At 70.8% G+C, this 15938-nt stretch carries 12 protein-coding genes; 5 read left to right on the top strand and 7 right to left on the bottom strand.

Features of this window, described 5'->3' with window-relative positions; translation table 11 throughout:
* Nucleotides 1-18 precede the first annotated feature (18 nt).
* Nucleotides 19-807, top strand: coding sequence for a tyrosine-protein phosphatase (locus HNR23_RS14110; RefSeq protein ID WP_184076019.1), 789 nt, complete (start codon nt 19-21; stop codon nt 805-807).
* Between the two features lie 52 nt (nt 808-859).
* Here the strand turns inward: HNR23_RS14110 and HNR23_RS14105 are convergent, their stop codons facing one another.
* Both HNR23_RS14105 and HNR23_RS14100 read right to left on the bottom strand, forming a co-directional pair.
* Nucleotides 860-2482: a hypothetical protein gene (locus HNR23_RS14105; protein WP_184080309.1), complete on the bottom strand. Its 1623-nt coding sequence runs from the start codon at nt 2480-2482 to the stop codon at nt 860-862.
* Between the two features lie 252 nt (nt 2483-2734).
* Nucleotides 2735-2992 carry a hypothetical protein gene (locus HNR23_RS14100; protein WP_184076018.1) on the bottom strand — a complete coding sequence of 86 codons (258 nt, stop codon included), beginning with the start codon at nt 2990-2992 and terminating at the stop codon, nt 2735-2737.
* A gap of 517 nt (nt 2993-3509) precedes the next feature.
* Between HNR23_RS14100 and HNR23_RS14095 the strand changes: the two genes are divergently transcribed.
* From HNR23_RS14095 to HNR23_RS14085, 3 genes are all read left to right on the top strand, one after another.
* Nucleotides 3510-5579 carry a SpoIIE family protein phosphatase gene (locus HNR23_RS14095; RefSeq protein WP_184080307.1) on the top strand — a complete coding sequence of 690 codons (2070 nt, stop codon included), beginning with the start codon at nt 3510-3512 and terminating at the stop codon, nt 5577-5579.
* 301 nt (nt 5580-5880) lie between these two features.
* A complete protein-coding gene (locus HNR23_RS14090) occupies nt 5881-7566 on the top strand; it encodes an RNA polymerase sigma factor (protein WP_184076017.1) in 1686 nt (561 codons plus the stop codon).
* Nucleotides 7567-7870: 304 nt separating this feature from the next.
* Nucleotides 7871-8893, top strand: coding sequence for a hypothetical protein (locus tag HNR23_RS14085; protein ID WP_184076016.1), 1023 nt, complete (start codon nt 7871-7873; stop codon nt 8891-8893).
* Between the two features lie 53 nt (nt 8894-8946).
* Here the strand turns inward: HNR23_RS14085 and yaaA are convergent, their stop codons facing one another.
* The 4 genes from yaaA to HNR23_RS26815 form a co-directional block, all read right to left on the bottom strand.
* The gene (yaaA, locus tag HNR23_RS14080; protein ID WP_184076015.1) at nt 8947-9744 is read right to left on the bottom strand and encodes a peroxide stress protein YaaA; all 798 of its coding nucleotides are present in this window, start codon (nt 9742-9744) and stop codon (nt 8947-8949) included.
* Between the two features lie 11 nt (nt 9745-9755).
* Nucleotides 9756-10178 carry a PIN domain-containing protein gene (locus HNR23_RS14075; RefSeq protein ID WP_184076014.1) on the bottom strand — a complete coding sequence of 141 codons (423 nt, stop codon included), beginning with the start codon at nt 10176-10178 and terminating at the stop codon, nt 9756-9758.
* Nucleotides 10175-10390 carry a type II toxin-antitoxin system VapB family antitoxin gene (locus HNR23_RS14070; protein WP_184076013.1) on the bottom strand — a complete coding sequence of 72 codons (216 nt, stop codon included), beginning with the start codon at nt 10388-10390 and terminating at the stop codon, nt 10175-10177. Before HNR23_RS14070 ends, HNR23_RS14075 begins: the two co-directional genes overlap by 4 nt.
* Nucleotides 10391-10608: 218 nt before the next feature.
* Nucleotides 10609-10839, bottom strand: a complete 231-nt coding sequence (locus tag HNR23_RS26815; protein WP_343070560.1) for a DUF7455 domain-containing protein — start codon at nt 10837-10839, stop codon at nt 10609-10611.
* A gap of 466 nt (nt 10840-11305) precedes the next feature.
* Here HNR23_RS26815 and HNR23_RS14065 point away from each other — a divergent pair, with 466 nt between their 5' ends.
* Nucleotides 11306-13411: a DNA gyrase subunit B gene (locus HNR23_RS14065; RefSeq protein ID WP_184076012.1), complete on the top strand. Its 2106-nt coding sequence runs from the start codon at nt 11306-11308 to the stop codon at nt 13409-13411.
* A gap of 85 nt (nt 13412-13496) precedes the next feature.
* On the opposite strand, the gene HNR23_RS14060 is transcribed toward HNR23_RS14065, so the two are convergent.
* On the bottom strand, nt 13497-15743 hold the full coding sequence (locus HNR23_RS14060) for a xanthine dehydrogenase family protein molybdopterin-binding subunit (protein ID WP_184076011.1): 2247 nt from the start codon (nt 15741-15743) through the stop codon (nt 13497-13499).
* Between the last annotated feature and the right edge of the window lie 195 nt (nt 15744-15938).

The raw sequence follows: 15938 nt of genomic DNA, 5'->3' as shown, positions 1-15938 counted from the left end.
GTCGGTATCGTCGCATCCGTGACGAATGACGCCCACTTCCCGGCCAGCGCCCCCAACTTCCGCGACCTCGGCGGACACACCACCCGCGACGGATCCGTCGTCCGCCGCGGCCTGGTCTACCGCTCCGACTCCCTGGCCAACCTCACCGACGACGAGCTGCACGCGCTCGGCGACCGTCTGGGCCTGCGGCTCCAGGTCGACCTGCGGACCTCCTTCGAGCGCGCAGCCGCGGCCGACCGCGTCCCCGACGGCGTCGAGTACGCGGTCATCGACGTCCAGGGGGACCACAGCACCGGCGCCGACCTCGCCGCGATGCTGACCGACCCGGAGCGCTCCGCCGAACTGCTCGGCAACGGCGGCGGTGAGCGCTTCGTGCACGAGGTCAACCGCATGCTGGTCAGTTGGGAGGACGCCCTGGCCGGGTACGGGGAGCTGGTGCGGCTCACCGCGGCCGGCCCCTCCCCGCTGGTCTTCCACTGCAGCGCGGGCAAGGACCGCACCGGCTGGGGTGCGGCCGTCCTTTTGGCCCTGCTGGATGTTCCCCGCGAGACCATCGTCGCCGACTACCTCGCCAGCAATGCGCGCCTGGCCCAGGCGCGGGAGTGGATGCACGGGTCCGCCGCCCGTTACGGGATCGACCCGGACCTGCTCCAGCCGCTGATGGAGGTGCGCGCGGAGTACCTGCAGTCGGCGTTCGACGAGGCCGACCGGGTCTACGGGTCCTTCGAGGGCTATGTCGCCGACGGCCTGAAGGTCGCCCCGGAGACCGTCACCGCCCTGCGCGAACGCCTCCTGTCGCCCGGGTGATGACGGCGTCGGGCGGGTGGCGCGAGGGGGCCGTGGGGTCGTCGGCGGAGGACTACAGGTCCTCCAGCGCCGCCGTCGGCTCCTCGCCGTCCTGAGCCGACGCCAGGGTGTCGAGCAGGGTCCGCAGCACGGCGGGGCGGCTGAGCCCGCGGTCGAGGAGACGCTGGGCCGCCGCCCACAGCGCGGGTGGTTCGCCGTGCCACAGGCGTTCGGCGAGATGCTCGTGCGCGGTGAGCTCCGCCTCGGTCGCGGCGCGGGCGCCGTCCTCGGTCGTGCCGTGGTCGGTCGCCCCGCCGTCGGCCGGGGTCTCGTGCCTGCCGCGGTGGGCGGCCGGAGCGTCGTACTCGCCGAAATGGTCCAGGCGGAGCAGCGCGCGGCGCCCGGCCGAGGTCGAGGGGTCGAAGTCGCCCGCCGACTCCTCCAGCAGGTCGCTGGCGAGCAGGGGGAAGGCGAACATGCGGCGGGGCAGCGCCGACAGGTCGCGGTCGGGCAGCAGCCGCCGGATCGCCTCCTGGTTCAGCCCGAAGGAGGCGCTGGGGTCGCGGTAGGAGGTGGTGAACGGGGTGGTCGCCTCCCACAGCGCGTCCAGGGTGGCACCGACCGCGATGTCGGGCAGCCCGGACCTGGGGCCGGTCCAGCGGATCCACGCCGCCAGCACGTGGGGCATGGCCTCCTGCTCGGCCGGGAGCAGGACCACTCGCCGCGGCAGCCAGCTCAGCAGGAACGCTTCGACCTTGCGCGGGCTCACCCGCAGCGGGCGGCCGGCGTCCCGGTCGCAGCCGTAGTCGATGATGTGGTCGACGCATCTGCTGGCCGCATAGGAGTCGGAGAGCTCCGCGGCCTCGTCGGAGGCGAGGAAGCGCGCGGCCAGCATGGCCCTGCGGTCATGCCGCCACACCGGTTCGGCGGCGCTTTCCGGCGCGTGTGGCAGGACCCGGATCCGGGCGCGGAGCAGGGCATGGTGCGCCGCGAGGGATCGTCCGGTGAGCCCGGGGCCGTGTGCGGCCGTGTCGGGGTCGGTGTGCGCCGCGGTGCTGTCGGCCAGCCGCCGGTCGGTGCGGGCGACCGCGGCCTCCAGCAGGTCGCGGGCGCGGCCGAGGTCCAGCGGTTCGAAGGTCGCCATGGGGTTGTCGGCCGCTTCGGCGCGGCAGTGCTCCAGCAGTCGGCCGACCTTGGTGGTCACCCAGGCGTCGCGTAGGACCCCGCCGCTGTTGTGGTCGACGACGGCGATCAGCGCGTGCCCGGAGCCGTCGGCTTTCGCCTCCTCACCGGGGTCGGGGTCGCATTCGTGGCGAAAGGTGCAGATGATGTCGTCGGTGTCGCCGAATCGCGACCCGGAGACGTAGGCGGCGACGGGCCGAGCGGCGCCCAGCGCGGCGGCCCACGTGGGTCGGCCGACGCCCTGCCCGCTCAGGTCGAGGACGCCCTTCTTGGCGAGGATGCGCTGGCGGCGCGAGGTGCCCAGGGCCGCGATGCCGCTCAGCAGGGCGAGCCCGGCCGCGGTGCCGGAGGCGGCGGCGTGCGCGACCAGCCCCTCGCCGAGGCGCCGTTCGACGTCGGCCCCGGGCGTGCCCGGCATGCTCAGTCCCCACCAGGAGCCCAGCATCTCGCTGACGCCGATCTCGGCGTCCAGCGGGTGCCGCATCGCGAGGAGCGCTCGGGCCGCGCGCAGCATCTCTGCGAAGACGGCGTCCGGCACGGGCTCGCCGTCCGGCCGCGGGGAGTGGGAAGGAACGGACACCCGATAAAGCCTATGGCACACGTGGTCCGGGCCGGTTCGCATCGCCGCCGCGGTGTGCACACGGCGTTCGGCGCGAACGTGGTGCACCCACACGAGGAGGGCGCCCCGGTGGGGCGCCCCGGAGTGCGCGCACCGCGCGTCCGTGCGCCGTGCCGGCCGCGTCGCGGCGGACGGCGGCAGCGGTCCCTACAGCAGTCCTTCGCGTGGCCGGGTCGGCAGGGGGACGCTCAGCCGGGACGGCGGCTGCGAGTTGATCATGGCTTGCAGGTGTTCCCTGGCGAGGCCCTCCACCAGGCTCGGCGTGACCTGGTACCCGAGGTGCTCCGCGCATTTCCAGCTGTCGTTGACACAGCGTTCGACGCATCGATGGGACAGGACGCTGAACTCGTCGTGCAGTCGGGCCGTGACCTCCTGCAGGTCACGGACGGGATAGGTCTGGAGCATCCTTGCTCACGCCCCTCGCTGGCGGTGGTCTGGACGGCGACCTCCATCCATTTCACTTGTTCGGGGAAGGGTGTCAACCCCTCTCCGGCCGACCTTTAATTGGTGTATACCTTTTTCGGACCAAGAGGGAAAACTGCCTGGCTCTGTAAATATCCATGTTCCTCCAGCTCAAGGCGGCGTTTCGCCGAGAATGGGCTGACCGAAACCAGGCCTGGGGCAGCGAACGTGAGCATCACGGCGTATCATTTGCCTTCCGTGAACGACGTTGACTTTCCGCCGCGGCATCGGCTCCCCGGAGACCGGTGGCCTATGCTGGGCGGAGACGGCGCCGCGTCCGCACGCGTCGCCGCGAGGTGGCCGGAGCCGGGGCGGTGCCGGTCCGCCTCACGTCCTCTTTCCCTCCCCCTGATTCGTTAAGCTCTTGGCGCTCGCATGAGCGAGCCCCACGCCCGTGGGGGTGACCCGGACCCCGGAGGTGTCATTGTTGAGCACCGAGACATCCCTCCCGCTCCCTCGCATGTCCGGACTCGGGTCCTCCGATTCGGCCCTGCTCGACACGCTGCTCAAGGAAGCACCCATCGGATTCGCGTTTCTCGACACCTCGGCCCGCTTCCGCCGGGTGAATCGGACACTGGCCGGGATATACGGACACGGCGAAGCCGAACTCCACGGGCGTACCCCGGCCGAGGTCTGCTCCTCTCCGGACGACGTCGCGGCCCACGAATCCGCCATCACGGCGGCACTCGCCGGTGAGACCGTGGTCTACAGCGACCACCACCTCGTCGGCGGCGACACGGACGGCTACGGAGAGCAGCCGCACTGGGCCCTGTCCTGGTTTCCCGCCTACGGTGAGGACGGAGTGATCGACGGCGTGGCGCTCATCGCGGTCGACCTGAGCGACAGGCACAAGGCGGAGGTGGCGTTGCGCCGCAGCGAGGAGCGCTACCGGTCCCTGCTCGCCGCCACCAACCAGGTGGTCTGGGCGGCCGACCCGGAAGGGGAGGTCGGCGAGGACTGCCCGGAATGGCGTGCCATCACCGGCCAGACGGTCGAGCGGTACCTGGGCCGCGGCTGGCTCGACGCCGTCCACCCCGACGACCGGGAGCGGGTCGAGCGCGCCTGGGACGATGCCGTCGCCGACCGGATGATCTTCGACGCCACCTTCCGGATCCGCAGCCAGTCCGGCGAGACCCGGCACTACCGCTCGCGGGCGGTGCCGATCACCCGTGGCGGCGAGGTCGTGGAGTGGGTCGGCGCCAACACCGACGTCACCGTCCAGCGTGAGGCCGACGACATGCGGCAGCGCCTCACCCAGCAGCTGGGTGAGGCGGCACTGCGTACGGTGCGGTTGCAGAAGGCCACCTCCGACCTGGCCGAGGCGCTCACCGTCGACCAGGTCGTCGAGGTCATGGCCGAGATCGGCCGCTCCGCGGTGGGCGCCGACCGCACCACCATCGCCGAACTGGACCGCGACCGCCTCCGGCTGCGGCTGCTGGGCTCCTCCGCCTACGAGCTGCCCGACATCCCCGGCGCCCAGCCGTGCGACGCCGCACTGGACTTCCCCTGCACGATGGCGGCGGCCGTGCGCGAGCGCGGGCCGCTCATCGTCGGCAGCCGGCTGGAGCTGCGCGCCCTGCTCGACGACGCGCCCGAGGTGGAGCGCTTCCTGGAACACACCGACGAGCAGGCGTGGATCGCCCTGCCCCTGCTCAGCGCCGGGCTGCCGATGGGCGCGCTGCGCTTCGCGTTCACCGGTCGCCGCGACGTCTCCGACGAGGAGAAGGTCTTCCTGGAGGCGCTGGCCGGGCAGTGCGCGCTCGCACTGGAGCGCGCCCAGCTCTTCGAACGTGAGCACCGCACCGCGGAGGCACTGCAGCAGAGCCTGCTGCCCGAGGACCTGCCCGAGGTCAAGGGCATCCGGATGCGGGCCTCCTACAGCTCCGGCACCCAGCACGTGCAGGTGGGCGGCGACTGGTACGACGCCTTCCCGCTGCCCGACGGCCGGGTGGCCGGCGTCCTCGGCGACGTCATGGGCAAGGGGCTCAAGGCGGCCACCGGGATGAGCCGGGTGCGCAACGCCCTGCGGGCGCTGGCGTTCAGCATGCCCGAGCCCGCCGACGTGCTCACCGGGCTCGACCGCATGTTCGACGCGACCGAGGGCCTGGACCAGGTCACCACCCTGGTCTACTTCGTCCTCGACCCGGAGACCGGGCAGATCGACCTGAGCAACGCGGGCCACCCGCCGCCCCTGGTGGTCTCCGCCGACGGGGCGCCGCGCCTGCTGGAAGGAGAGCCCGACACGCCGCTGGGGGTGAGTTCGGAGCGCGGGCACCAGAAATTTTTCGTGGAACCCGGTAACACCGTGGTGCTCTACTCCGATGGACTTGTTGAGAACCGGAGGCGGGCCGTCGCCACCGGGATCGAAGATCTAGTCGCCGTAGCGTCTCAGGCGCCGCCGGAGGTGGTGGGGGATCCACAGCACATGCTGGAGTACCTTGTTGAGGGCATGCTCGCAGGGTATGAGCAGGACGACGACGTCACACTGCTCGCCGTCCACCTTCCGGTGAACGAGGCCACGCCGGAGTAAGCAGACCGTACGAAGAAGTCCGCCACTTTGCCTAAGGTGGAGGAACCATTAACCCCGCTCGCGCGGGGGGTGGGTTCGAGGACCCGACGGTGGGGTTCGATCCGCACGTATCGCGGAGAAAAATCCTACTGGGCGGATGTGCCCAAACGCTAGACAGGGCGCATACGCTGAAGAAAATAAGTCTTCCTCGCCGAGGCGAGGACGATCCCGGGCAACAGCGAGGACAGGGCAGCGCTCTCCCTCGTGGCTCTTCGGCCGCCGGGTCCAGCAATCTCGCCACACGTCCGTTCGAGAGGTGTTTGTGTCACCTGCCAGTTCGACCCGCTCTAAGCAGCCGGAGTCGCTGCAAGAGCCCGTCATCCAGCAGCTGATCGAGCGTGGGCGGTCCCAGGGGTACCTTGAGCCCGAGGACGTGCGCCGTGCCTTCGAGGAGGCCGACATCCCGATGTCGCAGGCCCAGGCCGTGCTCCGGAGCCTGACCAAGGAGGGGGTCACCCTCGTGGTCGGAGCCGAGGAGTCGGCACCCGCGCGGCGTAAGTCCGCGCGGCGCAAGGCGCCCGCCGCCAAGCCTGCAGCCAAGAAGGCCGCCACCACGACGACCAGGGCCAAGCGTGCCGCCGCGGCGCAGGAGCAGCCCGACACCGTGACCGCGGTCGTCGACTCCGGTGCCGCCTCCGCGACGCCCGCTCCCAAGAAGCGTGCGGCCGCCGCTCAGGCCGAGGAGGGGACCGCCGGCAAGGCGACGAAGGCGAAGAAGACCGCCGCCACGTCCACGGCCAAGCCGACCGCCAAGAAGGCCAAGGCCGCCGAGAAGAAGAAGCCCGAGGACGAGATCGGTCTCGCCGCGGCCGAGGACCAGGACCTCGACCTGGAGATCGCCGACGACCTCGAAGACACCGGTGTCGAGCTGGAGCTCGTCGAGGACCGCCCGGAGAAGCCCGAGCCCGTCGGGCGCGGGGCCCGCCCCGGGGCCGGCGCCCCGGAGAAGACGGTGTCCAGCACATCGGAGGACGAGGCGTTCGTCCTCTATGACGATGACGACGACGCCCCCGCGGCCCAGGTCGTCGCCGCCGGTGCCACCGCGGACCCGGTCAAGGACTACCTGAAGCAGATCGGCAACGTCGCGCTGCTCAACGCCGAGCAGGAGGTCGAGCTCGCCAAGCGCATCGAGGCCGGCCTGTTCGCCGAGGAGAAGCTGGCGGAGGAGCGGCACACGCTCACCCCCGAGCTGCTCGACGAACTCGAATGGATCGCCGAGGACGGCGGGCGCGCCAAGAAGCACCTGTTGGAGGCGAACCTCCGGCTCGTGGTCTCGCTGGCCAAGCGCTACACCGGCCGCGGCATGCTCTTCCTGGACCTGATCCAGGAGGGCAACCTCGGCCTGATCCGCGCGGTCGAGAAGTTCGACTACACCAAGGGCTTCAAGTTCTCCACCTACGCGACCTGGTGGATCCGCCAGGCCATCACCCGGGCCATGGCCGACCAGGCCCGCACCATCCGCATCCCGGTGCACATGGTCGAGGTCATCAACAAGCTGGCCCGGGTCCAGCGCCAGATGCTGCAGGACCTCGGCCGGGAACCCACCCCGGAGGAGCTGGCCAAGGAACTCGACATGACCCCCGAGAAGGTCGTCGAGGTCCAGAAGTACGGGCGCGAGCCCATCTCGCTGCACACCCCGCTGGGTGAGGACGGCGACAGCGAGTTCGGTGACCTCATCGAGGACTCCGAAGCCATCCAGCCGGGTGAGGCGGTCAGCTTCACCCTGCTGCAGGAGCAGCTCCACTCCGTGCTCGACACCCTGTCCGAGCGCGAGGCCGGGGTGGTCTCCATGCGCTTCGGCCTGACCGACGGCCAGCCCAAGACGCTGGACGAGATCGGCAAGGTCTACGGCGTGACCCGCGAGCGGATCCGTCAGATAGAAAGCAAGACGATGTCGAAACTCCGGCATCCGTCTCGCTCCCAGGTGCTCCGCGACTACCTGGACTGACCCCGCGGCATCCGCGGGGCGGACCGCCGCCCTCGCGCTGGTTTTCCCCGGGCCGACCTTCCCGCGACCTTGGAAGGTCGGCCCGGTCCGTGTGCGGCCCCGCCCGGCCGGCCGGTCCCCCGGGTGTGGCGATTCCCGAGGGGGGCGCTGTGCCGGGGCGCCGCTCCGTACATCCTTCATCCGACGGGAACGATCCTGCCGGATGCCGTGTAGGACTGAGATAAAGGACCGAGACCGGTTCGTTACCCGTGCTCGGGGCCCTGGGGCGCCGCCCCGTCCGTTCTGCCGCTAATGTCGCAGAACCATGGGACTGTTCGGCAACCGCAAGAAGAAGGCGAAGATCGAGGCGCTCGCCGAAGGCTTCGTCACCACCGGCCTATGGCAGGACCCGGCGCTGAGCGCGGGCGCGCAGGCCGTGGGCGACGGCTACCTGCAGGCCGGGCTGGCGCTGCTGCGCGAGTGCCGCTACGACCACGAGCTGCGGGTCAGCCGGGTGGGCACACTGGGCGATGCCGCGATCGGACGCAGCGGGGAGGTCTTCGACCTCCTAGCCGACGGAATGCCGGCCGAAGACGCCGCCGACATCCTGGTCTGGCTCGGCTCCACGCTGGTCAGCGAGGCCTGGGAGATCCGCGGCGGCGGGTACTCCGACACCGTCGGCGAGGACCGCTACAAGCTCTTCTTCGCCAGCCTCGGAGCCGCCGAGGAACCCCTGCTCGAAGCCGCCAAGCTGCGCCCCGACGACCCCACCCCCTGGCACGAGATGCTCGCCTACGGGATGGGCATGCAGCTCGACCGCGACCGGCAGGACCGGATCTGGGCCAACGTCGCCCAGCGTGCCCGCTTCCTCATCGACGCGAACTGGCGCCGCCTGCAGGTGCTGTGCGAGAAGTGGTACGGGTCGCACGCGGAGATGTTCGCCTTCGCCCGCGAGACCGTCGCCCTGGCACCCAACGGGCACCCGGTTCCCTACCTGCTGCCGATGGCGCACTACGAGTACGTCCAGCGCGTCTACGACGACCTGGTCGAGCACCAGGACAAGACCTGGGAGTACGTGAAGTTCCAGGAGGAGCACTGGTCCGAGGCCGCCGTGGCGGAGCTGCGGGCGGCGGCCGCCAAGTGGTGCACGGCGGCACCCGGCCCGCACCCGGACGACCTGGCCGCCCACCACTACTTCGGCTGGTGCTTCTACGAGGCGGGGGCCCATGACGCGGCGCGCTGGCACCTGGAGCAGGTGGGCAACCACCTCGTCGCCAAGCCGTGGGGGTACCGGCAGTCGGCCCGGCACGAGTTCGCCACGGCGCTGGTCGACCTCAAGATGGCCTGACACGGCGGCGGGGGAGGAGCACTCACCCCCGCGGCGCCGCGGTCACGCCCGGGTCACTCGCGCACGACGACGTCGAGCGTGGCCGGCCGCTTCCCGCGCGCGGGCGCGCTCAGCTCGGCGGTGTGCCCGAGGTCGTTGAGGGCGTCGGCCAGCTCCCGCGGGGTGGCCGCCTCCACCCCCTCGGCGAGCAGCGTGTGCGCGATGGCCCCGCGGGTGGCCTTGGCCATGTGGCTGACCACCGATCGTTTGGTGACGCCTCCGCTCGTGGTCTCGCGGAGCACCCGCACCGCGACCGCTCGCTCGGCTGCCGCACCGGTGGGCACGAACGCGGCGGCATAGGCCGCCGACCTGCAGTCCACGATCAGCCGCCCCTCGGCCCGCGCGGCGAGCGCGTCGGTCAGCCGGGACCGCCAGAACGCCCCGAGCGCGCCCAGCGGGGGCAGCTTGACCCCCATCGACAACCGGTAGGGCGGCAGCGGGTCGGCGACCCCGACCGCGCCCCACAGCCCGGAGAAGATGAGCACCGACTCCCGGGCACGCGCCGCGGCGCCCCCGGCCAGCAGCTCGGGCAGGCGCAGGTGGTCGAAGAGCACGCCGGTGTAGAGGTCGGCCGCCCGCAGCGTGGGCGCGATGCGCACCTGCAGATCGCGCTCGACGGCATCGGTCTGCCGCGCGGACAGCCCCAGCACCTCCCGCGCCGTCTCCACCGGCCCCGAGCACACCCGCTCCAGCGCGTCCAACACCGTCTCGCGCGCCTCGGTCACCTCGGCCAGGCTCAACGCGGACAGGTCCAACTTCGGACCGTCCCCCGCACTCGCCTTGCCTTCGGACGGGGGTAGCAGGATCAACATGCGCTTCTCACTCACAGGGAACCGGGCTCGGCCACCCACCGCGTGGGCTGGCCGGTGTGGCGGGCGATCGTTTCGAAGTCCCGATCGTAGTGGAGCAATGTCAACCCGGTGACCTCCGCGCACGATGCGACCAGCAGGTCGATGGGGCCTGCGCTGCGGTGCTCCCCGTGTTGGGTGAGCAGGCCCTGTACCTGCCATGCACGCGCGTTGTGGCGCTCGTCGAAGGGGGCGGGTAGGAGCATGTCGTTGAGATTTCGCACCATGCGCTCTCGATCGGTCTGCGACCGGGCGCTGTACAAGAACTCCAGCTCGGTCACCGGGCTGACCGCGATGACTCCGGATCGCATCGCCCGATCCCATTCCGGGAGGCTGTCGGGCTTGGCAAGGAGTCGCGCCAGCGCACTGGTGTCGATGAGGTAATGCGCCTGGCTCACCGGCGGTAGTTCCGCTTGTCCATGAGCAGGTCGAGGTCAAACCCACCTTCGGCAGCGTGTTCACGCATGTCAGCGAGGGCTCGGGCGCGCTTCATCTGCCGCACGACCTCACGCAGGGCCGCGTTGACCGTGTCCTTCTTGGTCTTCGTGCCCAGCAGCTCCGTGGCCTGAGTGAGGGCCTCGTCGTCGATGTCGATCAGGACTTTCGTCATCTCGCCTCACTGGCGTCGGTGCGTCGGTTCATATATACGAACTGAACACCAAGATATACGCACCGGCTCTGCGGTGCAGGGAAACCGCGGCGATACATACGGCGTGTGCAGGGCATGCGGCAGAGCGGAACGAGCGGGTTTCGCTGTCCCGGCTCACACGACAACGGCGGCGGCCTCCGTGGTGGAGGCCGCCGCCGGACGTCTGGGGGAGTTCTGACCTAACGCTCCTCGTCGGGCGTTGTGGCCGGTTCCTTGTGGAGGCGACTCGTCTCGTCTTGGATCTCCGAGGCGATCTTTCTGATCGAATCGTCGTGCTTGCGCATGTGGTGCGCGCAGAACAGTAGTTCGCCACCGGTGTTGAGAACCACTCGGACGTACGCCTGCGCTCCGCAGCGGTCGCAGCGGTCTGCAGCGCTCAGGGGCTGCGTGGGGGCAAGAGTTCCAGTCACTTCGCCTTCCTCAATGCTCGGCGTTAGTCACCCTGGACAACATCTAACCGGACGAAGAGCTTCCCAACCAGCTCCTCTGTACGCCGACAGCGGAATCTCGGGGTTTGTGGTCTGCTTCACCCGGATGGTGGGGGTCATCTTCTTCGAGTTGTACCCGACGACACGCCCAGCTATCGGGCGGATGGGGAGCAGCCGGGCCGAGCGGGCCGGAGATGGTAATGTCGCGCGTGGTGTGGCCGGGAGAGGGAGAAGCGCCCGCCTCACTGCCGCCGGGCGGGCAGTGAGCCGCACGCGCCGTCGCTCTCGGCGGTCGCGCCCCGAGTCCGCGCGAGTGGCCGGGGAGGCCGGGTCCTGTCACACCCGTGAACCAAGCCGGGCCTGACCGCCCGCCCTCGGCCGCCCGTGTACCGCGCACCCTCCCCGGCCGTGCGCCTGTCCCTGTCCTTCGACCGCAGGAGATGTCCACGTGACCGCCCTCACCGCAGCCGTCCATGAACCAGAGGATTACTCCGCACGGCACCTGTCGGTCTTGGAGGGCCTGGAGGCGGTACGCAAGCGCCCCGGCATGTACATCGGGTCGACGGACAGCCGCGGACTGACCCACTGCATGTGGGAGATCATCGACAACTCCGTCGATGAGGCCCTGGCCGGGTTCTGCACCCGCATCGACGTCGTGCTGCACCGCGACGGATCGGTGGAGGTCCGCGACGACGGGCGCGGTATTCCGGTCGACGTCGAGCCCAAGTCCGGACTGTCCGGCGTCGAGCTGGTGATGACCAAGCTGCACGCGGGCGGCAAGTTCGGCAGCGGGTCCTACACCGCCTCCGGTGGCCTGCACGGCGTGGGTGCCTCGGTGGTCAACGCGCTCTCCGCCCGCCTGGACGTGGAGGTCGACCGCGCCGGGCACACCCACTCCATCGGCTTCCGCCGCGGCATCCCGGGACGCTTCGCCGCCCCCGGGCCGGACGCCGACTTCGCCGCGGCCTCCGGCCTGCAGCAGGTGCGCCGCGTGGCCAAGAAGGTCACCGGCACCCGCATCCGCTTCTGGGCCGACCGCCAGATCTTCCTGAAGGACGCCGACATCACGCGCGAGTCCCTGCTGGACCGCGCCCGGCAGACCGCCTTCCTCATCCCGGGCCTCACCATCGCGGTGCGCGACGAACGCTCCGCGGAGGAGCAGCCCTATGAGGAGGAGTTCCGCTTCGACGGCGGCATCGGCGAGTTCTGCACCTACCTCGCCCCCGACGAGGCGATCAACGACGTCCTGCGCATCGAGGGCACCGGGCACTTCACCGAGACCGTGCCGGTCCTCGACGACCTGGGCCACATGGTGCCCACCGACGTCGAACGGCAGCTGGAGGTCGACATCGCGCTGCGCTGGGGCAGCGGCTACGAGACCACGGCGCGCTCGTTCGTGAACGTCATCGCCACGCCCAAGGGCGGCACCCACATGGCCGGGTTCGAGCGGGCGCTGGTGCGGGTGATCAACGACCAGCTGCGCACCACCAAGCTGCTCAAGGCCAACGACGAGGCGGTCACCAAGGAGGACGTCCTCGAAGGGCTGACGGCCGTGGTCACGGTGCGACTGCCCGAGCCGCAGTTCGAGGGCCAGACCAAGGAGATCCTGGGGACCTCCGCCGCCTCCCGGATCGTCTCCTCCGTGGTCGGCAAGGAGCTGCGGCACTTCCTCACCTCCACCAAGCGCGGTGAGAAGCAGCAGGCCCGCGCGGTGCTGGAGAAGGTCGTCAACGCGGCCAAGGCGCGGCTGGCCGCCCGTCAGCAGCGCGAGACCCAGCGCCGCAAGAACGCCCTGGAGAGCTCGGCGCTCCCGGCGAAACTGGTCGACTGCCGCAGCGAGGGGCTCGACCGCAGCGAGCTGTTCATCGTCGAGGGCGACTCCGCCCTGGGCACCGCCAAGCTCGCCCGCGACTCGGAGTTCCAGGCGCTGCTGCCCATCCGCGGCAAGATCCTCAACGTGCAGAAGTCGTCGGTCGCCGACATGCTGAAGAACGCCGAGTGCGCGGCGATCCTGCAGGTCATCGGTGCCGGTTCGGGCCGCACCTTCGACCTGGACGCGGCTCGCTACGGCCGGGTCATCCTCATGGCCGACGCCGACGTCGACGGCGCGCACATCCGCTGCCTGCTGCTGACGCTGTTCTACCGCTACATGCGGCCGATGCTGGAGGCCGGGCGGGTGTTCGCCGCGGTGCCCCCGCTGCACCGGATCGAGCTGACCAACGTCCGCAAGAAGCGCGGGGCCAAGCCCGAGGACCGCTACATCTACACCTACTCCGACGGTGAGCTGCAGCGCACCCTGCTGGAGTTGGAGAAGAAAGGGCTCAGCTGGAAGGAGCCGGTCCAGCGGTACAAGGGCTTGGGCGAGATGGACGCCGACCAGCTCGCCGAGACCACGATGGACCCGCGGTTCCGCACGCTGCGCCGCATCCAGGTGGAGCACGCCGAAGAGGCCGCCAAGGTCTTCGGCCTGCTCATGGGCAACGAGGTCGCGCCGCGGCGGGAGTTCATCAGCAAGGGCGCCCAGGAGCTGGACCTCAACCGCATCGACACCTGACCCGCCGTACCGACGGCGGCGCCCGCCGTCCGCCCCCGGACGGCGGGGCGCACGGCGGACGCCGTGTCACTGCCATGTCAGCGGATCACATCACCCTCTCGATGGTGATCGGCAGCTCGTGGAAGCGCTTTCCGGTGGCGTGGAAGACGGCGTTGGCGATGGCCGCCGACACGCCCACCATGCCGATCTCGCCGACGCCCTTGACACCGAGCGGGTTGACGACCCGGTCCTCGACCTCGATCGTCTCCACACGCACGTCCGGGATGTCGGCGTGCACGGGCAGCAGGTACTCGCCAAGGCTGGGGTTGGCCCAGCGGCCGAGCTGCGGCTCCATATGCGTGGCTTCGAGCAGCGCCTGGCTGAGCCCCCACAGCATGCCGCCCATCAGCTGGCTGTGCGCGGTCTTGAGGTTGAGCACCCGGCCGGGCGCGAACACGCCGACCATCCGGCGCGTCCGGACCACCCCCAGCTCCGGGTCGACCGCGACCTCGGCGAACTGGGCGCCGAAGGTGGCCATGCCGTGGCCGGTGTCCGGCCCGGGCGGGTTCCACGACCCCAGCGTCTCGGCGTCGAACATCATGTTGCGCTGCAGCAGCTCCGCGTAGGTCTCACCGGTGTCGGGACGGTCCCGCAGCATCATCCGCCCGTCGCGCACCTCGACACCGGCCGGGTCCGCGCCGTGCAACGGCGACCGGGCGTCGGCCACCGCCTGGGCGATGAGCTGGTCGCGCAGCGCGGTGGCCGCGGTGTGCACGGCCGCGCTGACCGCCCCGGCACCGGCCGATCCGACCGCGGCGACGGTGTTGGGCAGCTCGGTGTCGCCGTAGTGGACCGCCACGAGGTCGGTGGACACACCGAGCCCGTCGGCCGCCACCTGCGCCATCACCGTGCCCACACCGGTGCCGAAGTCCGCGGCCCCGCTCTCGATCACGGCGTGGCCGTCGGCGTAGATGCGGGCGCGCGCCCGCTGCGGGTTCATCGGCAGGTAGACCGGGTAGATGGCGGTGGCCATCCCCGTGCCGATGAGCCAGTTCCCCTCGCGGCGGACCCCGGGGCGCGGGTCGCGGTCGGACCACCCGAAGAGCTCCGCGCCGCGCGCGTAGCACTCCTTGAGCCCCTTGCTGGACCACGGTCGCCCGGACTCCGGGTCGACGTCGGCATGGTTGTGCAGCCGCAGCTGCATCGGGTCCATGCCCAGCTCGTAGGCGAGCTCGTCCATCGCCGTCTCCACCGCGAACACACCGGACGCCTCGCCCGGGCCGCGCATGAACGTCGGCGTCATGGTGTTGGCTTTGAACAGGCGGTACACACCCTCATAGTTGGGGCAGGCGTACATCTGCGACGCGACGTTCAGCGACGGCTCCGCCCAGTCGTCGAAGTGCGACGTCGGCGAGAGCTTGTGGTGGAGCATCCCGGTGAGCGTGCCGTCGCGCCGCGCCCCGAGGACCACCCGCTGCTCCTGCTCCTCCCGGTGCCCGCAGCCGTCGAACATCTGCTCGCGGATCAGGACGAGCTTCACCGGTGCCCGCACGTGCTGGGCGGCGAACGCGGCCAGCGCCGGATGGTGCCAGATCATCGCCTTGGACCCGAAGCTGCCGCCCACGTAGTCGCTGATCACACGGACGTTGGACGGCGGGATGCCGAGGAGCTCGGCCACCGTCAGCCGGGTCGCGGTGGGGCCCTGGGTGGCGTCGTACAGGGTCAGCCGCGAGTCCTCCCACACGGCGGTCGTCGCCGACATCTCGATCGGGTTGTGGTGGTTGGCGGCCAGGTGGTACGTGCGGTCGACCCGCACCTCGGCGTCGGCCAACCCGGCCGTGATATCGCCGCGTTCGGCCCGGCCGGGAATCATCCCGCCGAAGATCCGCTCGGCTTCATAGGCATGGTCGCGCCCCTCGGCGACGGTGGTCGTCGCCGGCTCCCGCTCGTAGGAGATCCGCAGCAGCCTGGCGGCGAACTGAGCCCGTTCGAGGGTGTCGGCGACGACCACGGCCACGGGCTGGCCCGCGTAGTGCACCTTGGCGTCCTGCATCGGGAAGAAGCTCTGCCCATGGGCCGTGGTGCCCGCCAGCGACGGGATCAGGTGCGGCTCCGTGGCGATTCGGGGCATGTTGACGTGGCTGAGTACGGCCAGGACGCCCTCGGCCGCCAGGGCGTCGGCGTCGTCGACGGCGGTGACGCTGCCCGCCGGTATCTCCGAGCCGATGATGATGGCGTGCGCCGTCCCCTGCGGCGTGACCTCGGCGGAGTACCGAGCGCTACCGGTGACCTTGGAGCGCCCGTCGATACGGTCGAGGGGCCGCCCGATCTCGGCTTTCGTCGGAGTACTCATGCTGTGCCTCCCTCACGCTCGGTCTCCTCGCGCCCTCCAGCGCCGGAGCTGTGGGGTCTGGGGCCGGTCGGCACCGGCGCTTCCGGTTGCTCGGTCGGCCTCGCGTTGCGGCCTCCCTCACGCTCGGTCTCCTCGCGCCCTCCAGCGCCGGAGCTGTGGGGTCTGGGGCCGGTCGGCACCGGCGCTTCCGGTTGC

The sequence above is a fragment of the Nocardiopsis mwathae genome, from assembly GCF_014201195.1.
In the GTDB taxonomy this organism is placed as follows: domain Bacteria; phylum Actinomycetota; class Actinomycetes; order Streptosporangiales; family Streptosporangiaceae; genus Nocardiopsis_C; species Nocardiopsis_C mwathae.
Note: the sequence above shows the minus strand (reverse complement) of the source record. Positions and strands in the feature narration are given on the sequence as shown.

What these genes read in the sequence shown, in the direction of transcription:
- HNR23_RS14085 (WP_184076016.1), top strand. Translation starts at nt 7,871, where the DNA reads ATGGGACTGTTCGGCAACCGCAAGAAGAAGGCGAAGATCGAGGCGCTC.
- HNR23_RS14105 (WP_184080309.1), bottom strand. Translation starts at nt 2,482, where the DNA reads ATGCTGCGCGCGGCCCGAGCGCTCCTCGCGATGCGGCACCCGCTGGAC.
- HNR23_RS14095 (WP_184080307.1), top strand. Translation starts at nt 3,510, where the DNA reads ATGTCCGGACTCGGGTCCTCCGATTCGGCCCTGCTCGACACGCTGCTC.
- HNR23_RS14060 (WP_184076011.1), bottom strand. Translation starts at nt 15,743, where the DNA reads ATGAGTACTCCGACGAAAGCCGAGATCGGGCGGCCCCTCGACCGTATC.
- yaaA (WP_184076015.1), bottom strand. Translation starts at nt 9,744, where the DNA reads ATGTTGATCCTGCTACCCCCGTCCGAAGGCAAGGCGAGTGCGGGGGAC.
- HNR23_RS14100 (WP_184076018.1), bottom strand. Translation starts at nt 2,992, where the DNA reads ATGCTCCAGACCTATCCCGTCCGTGACCTGCAGGAGGTCACGGCCCGA.
- HNR23_RS14070 (WP_184076013.1), bottom strand. Translation starts at nt 10,390, where the DNA reads ATGACGAAAGTCCTGATCGACATCGACGACGAGGCCCTCACTCAGGCC.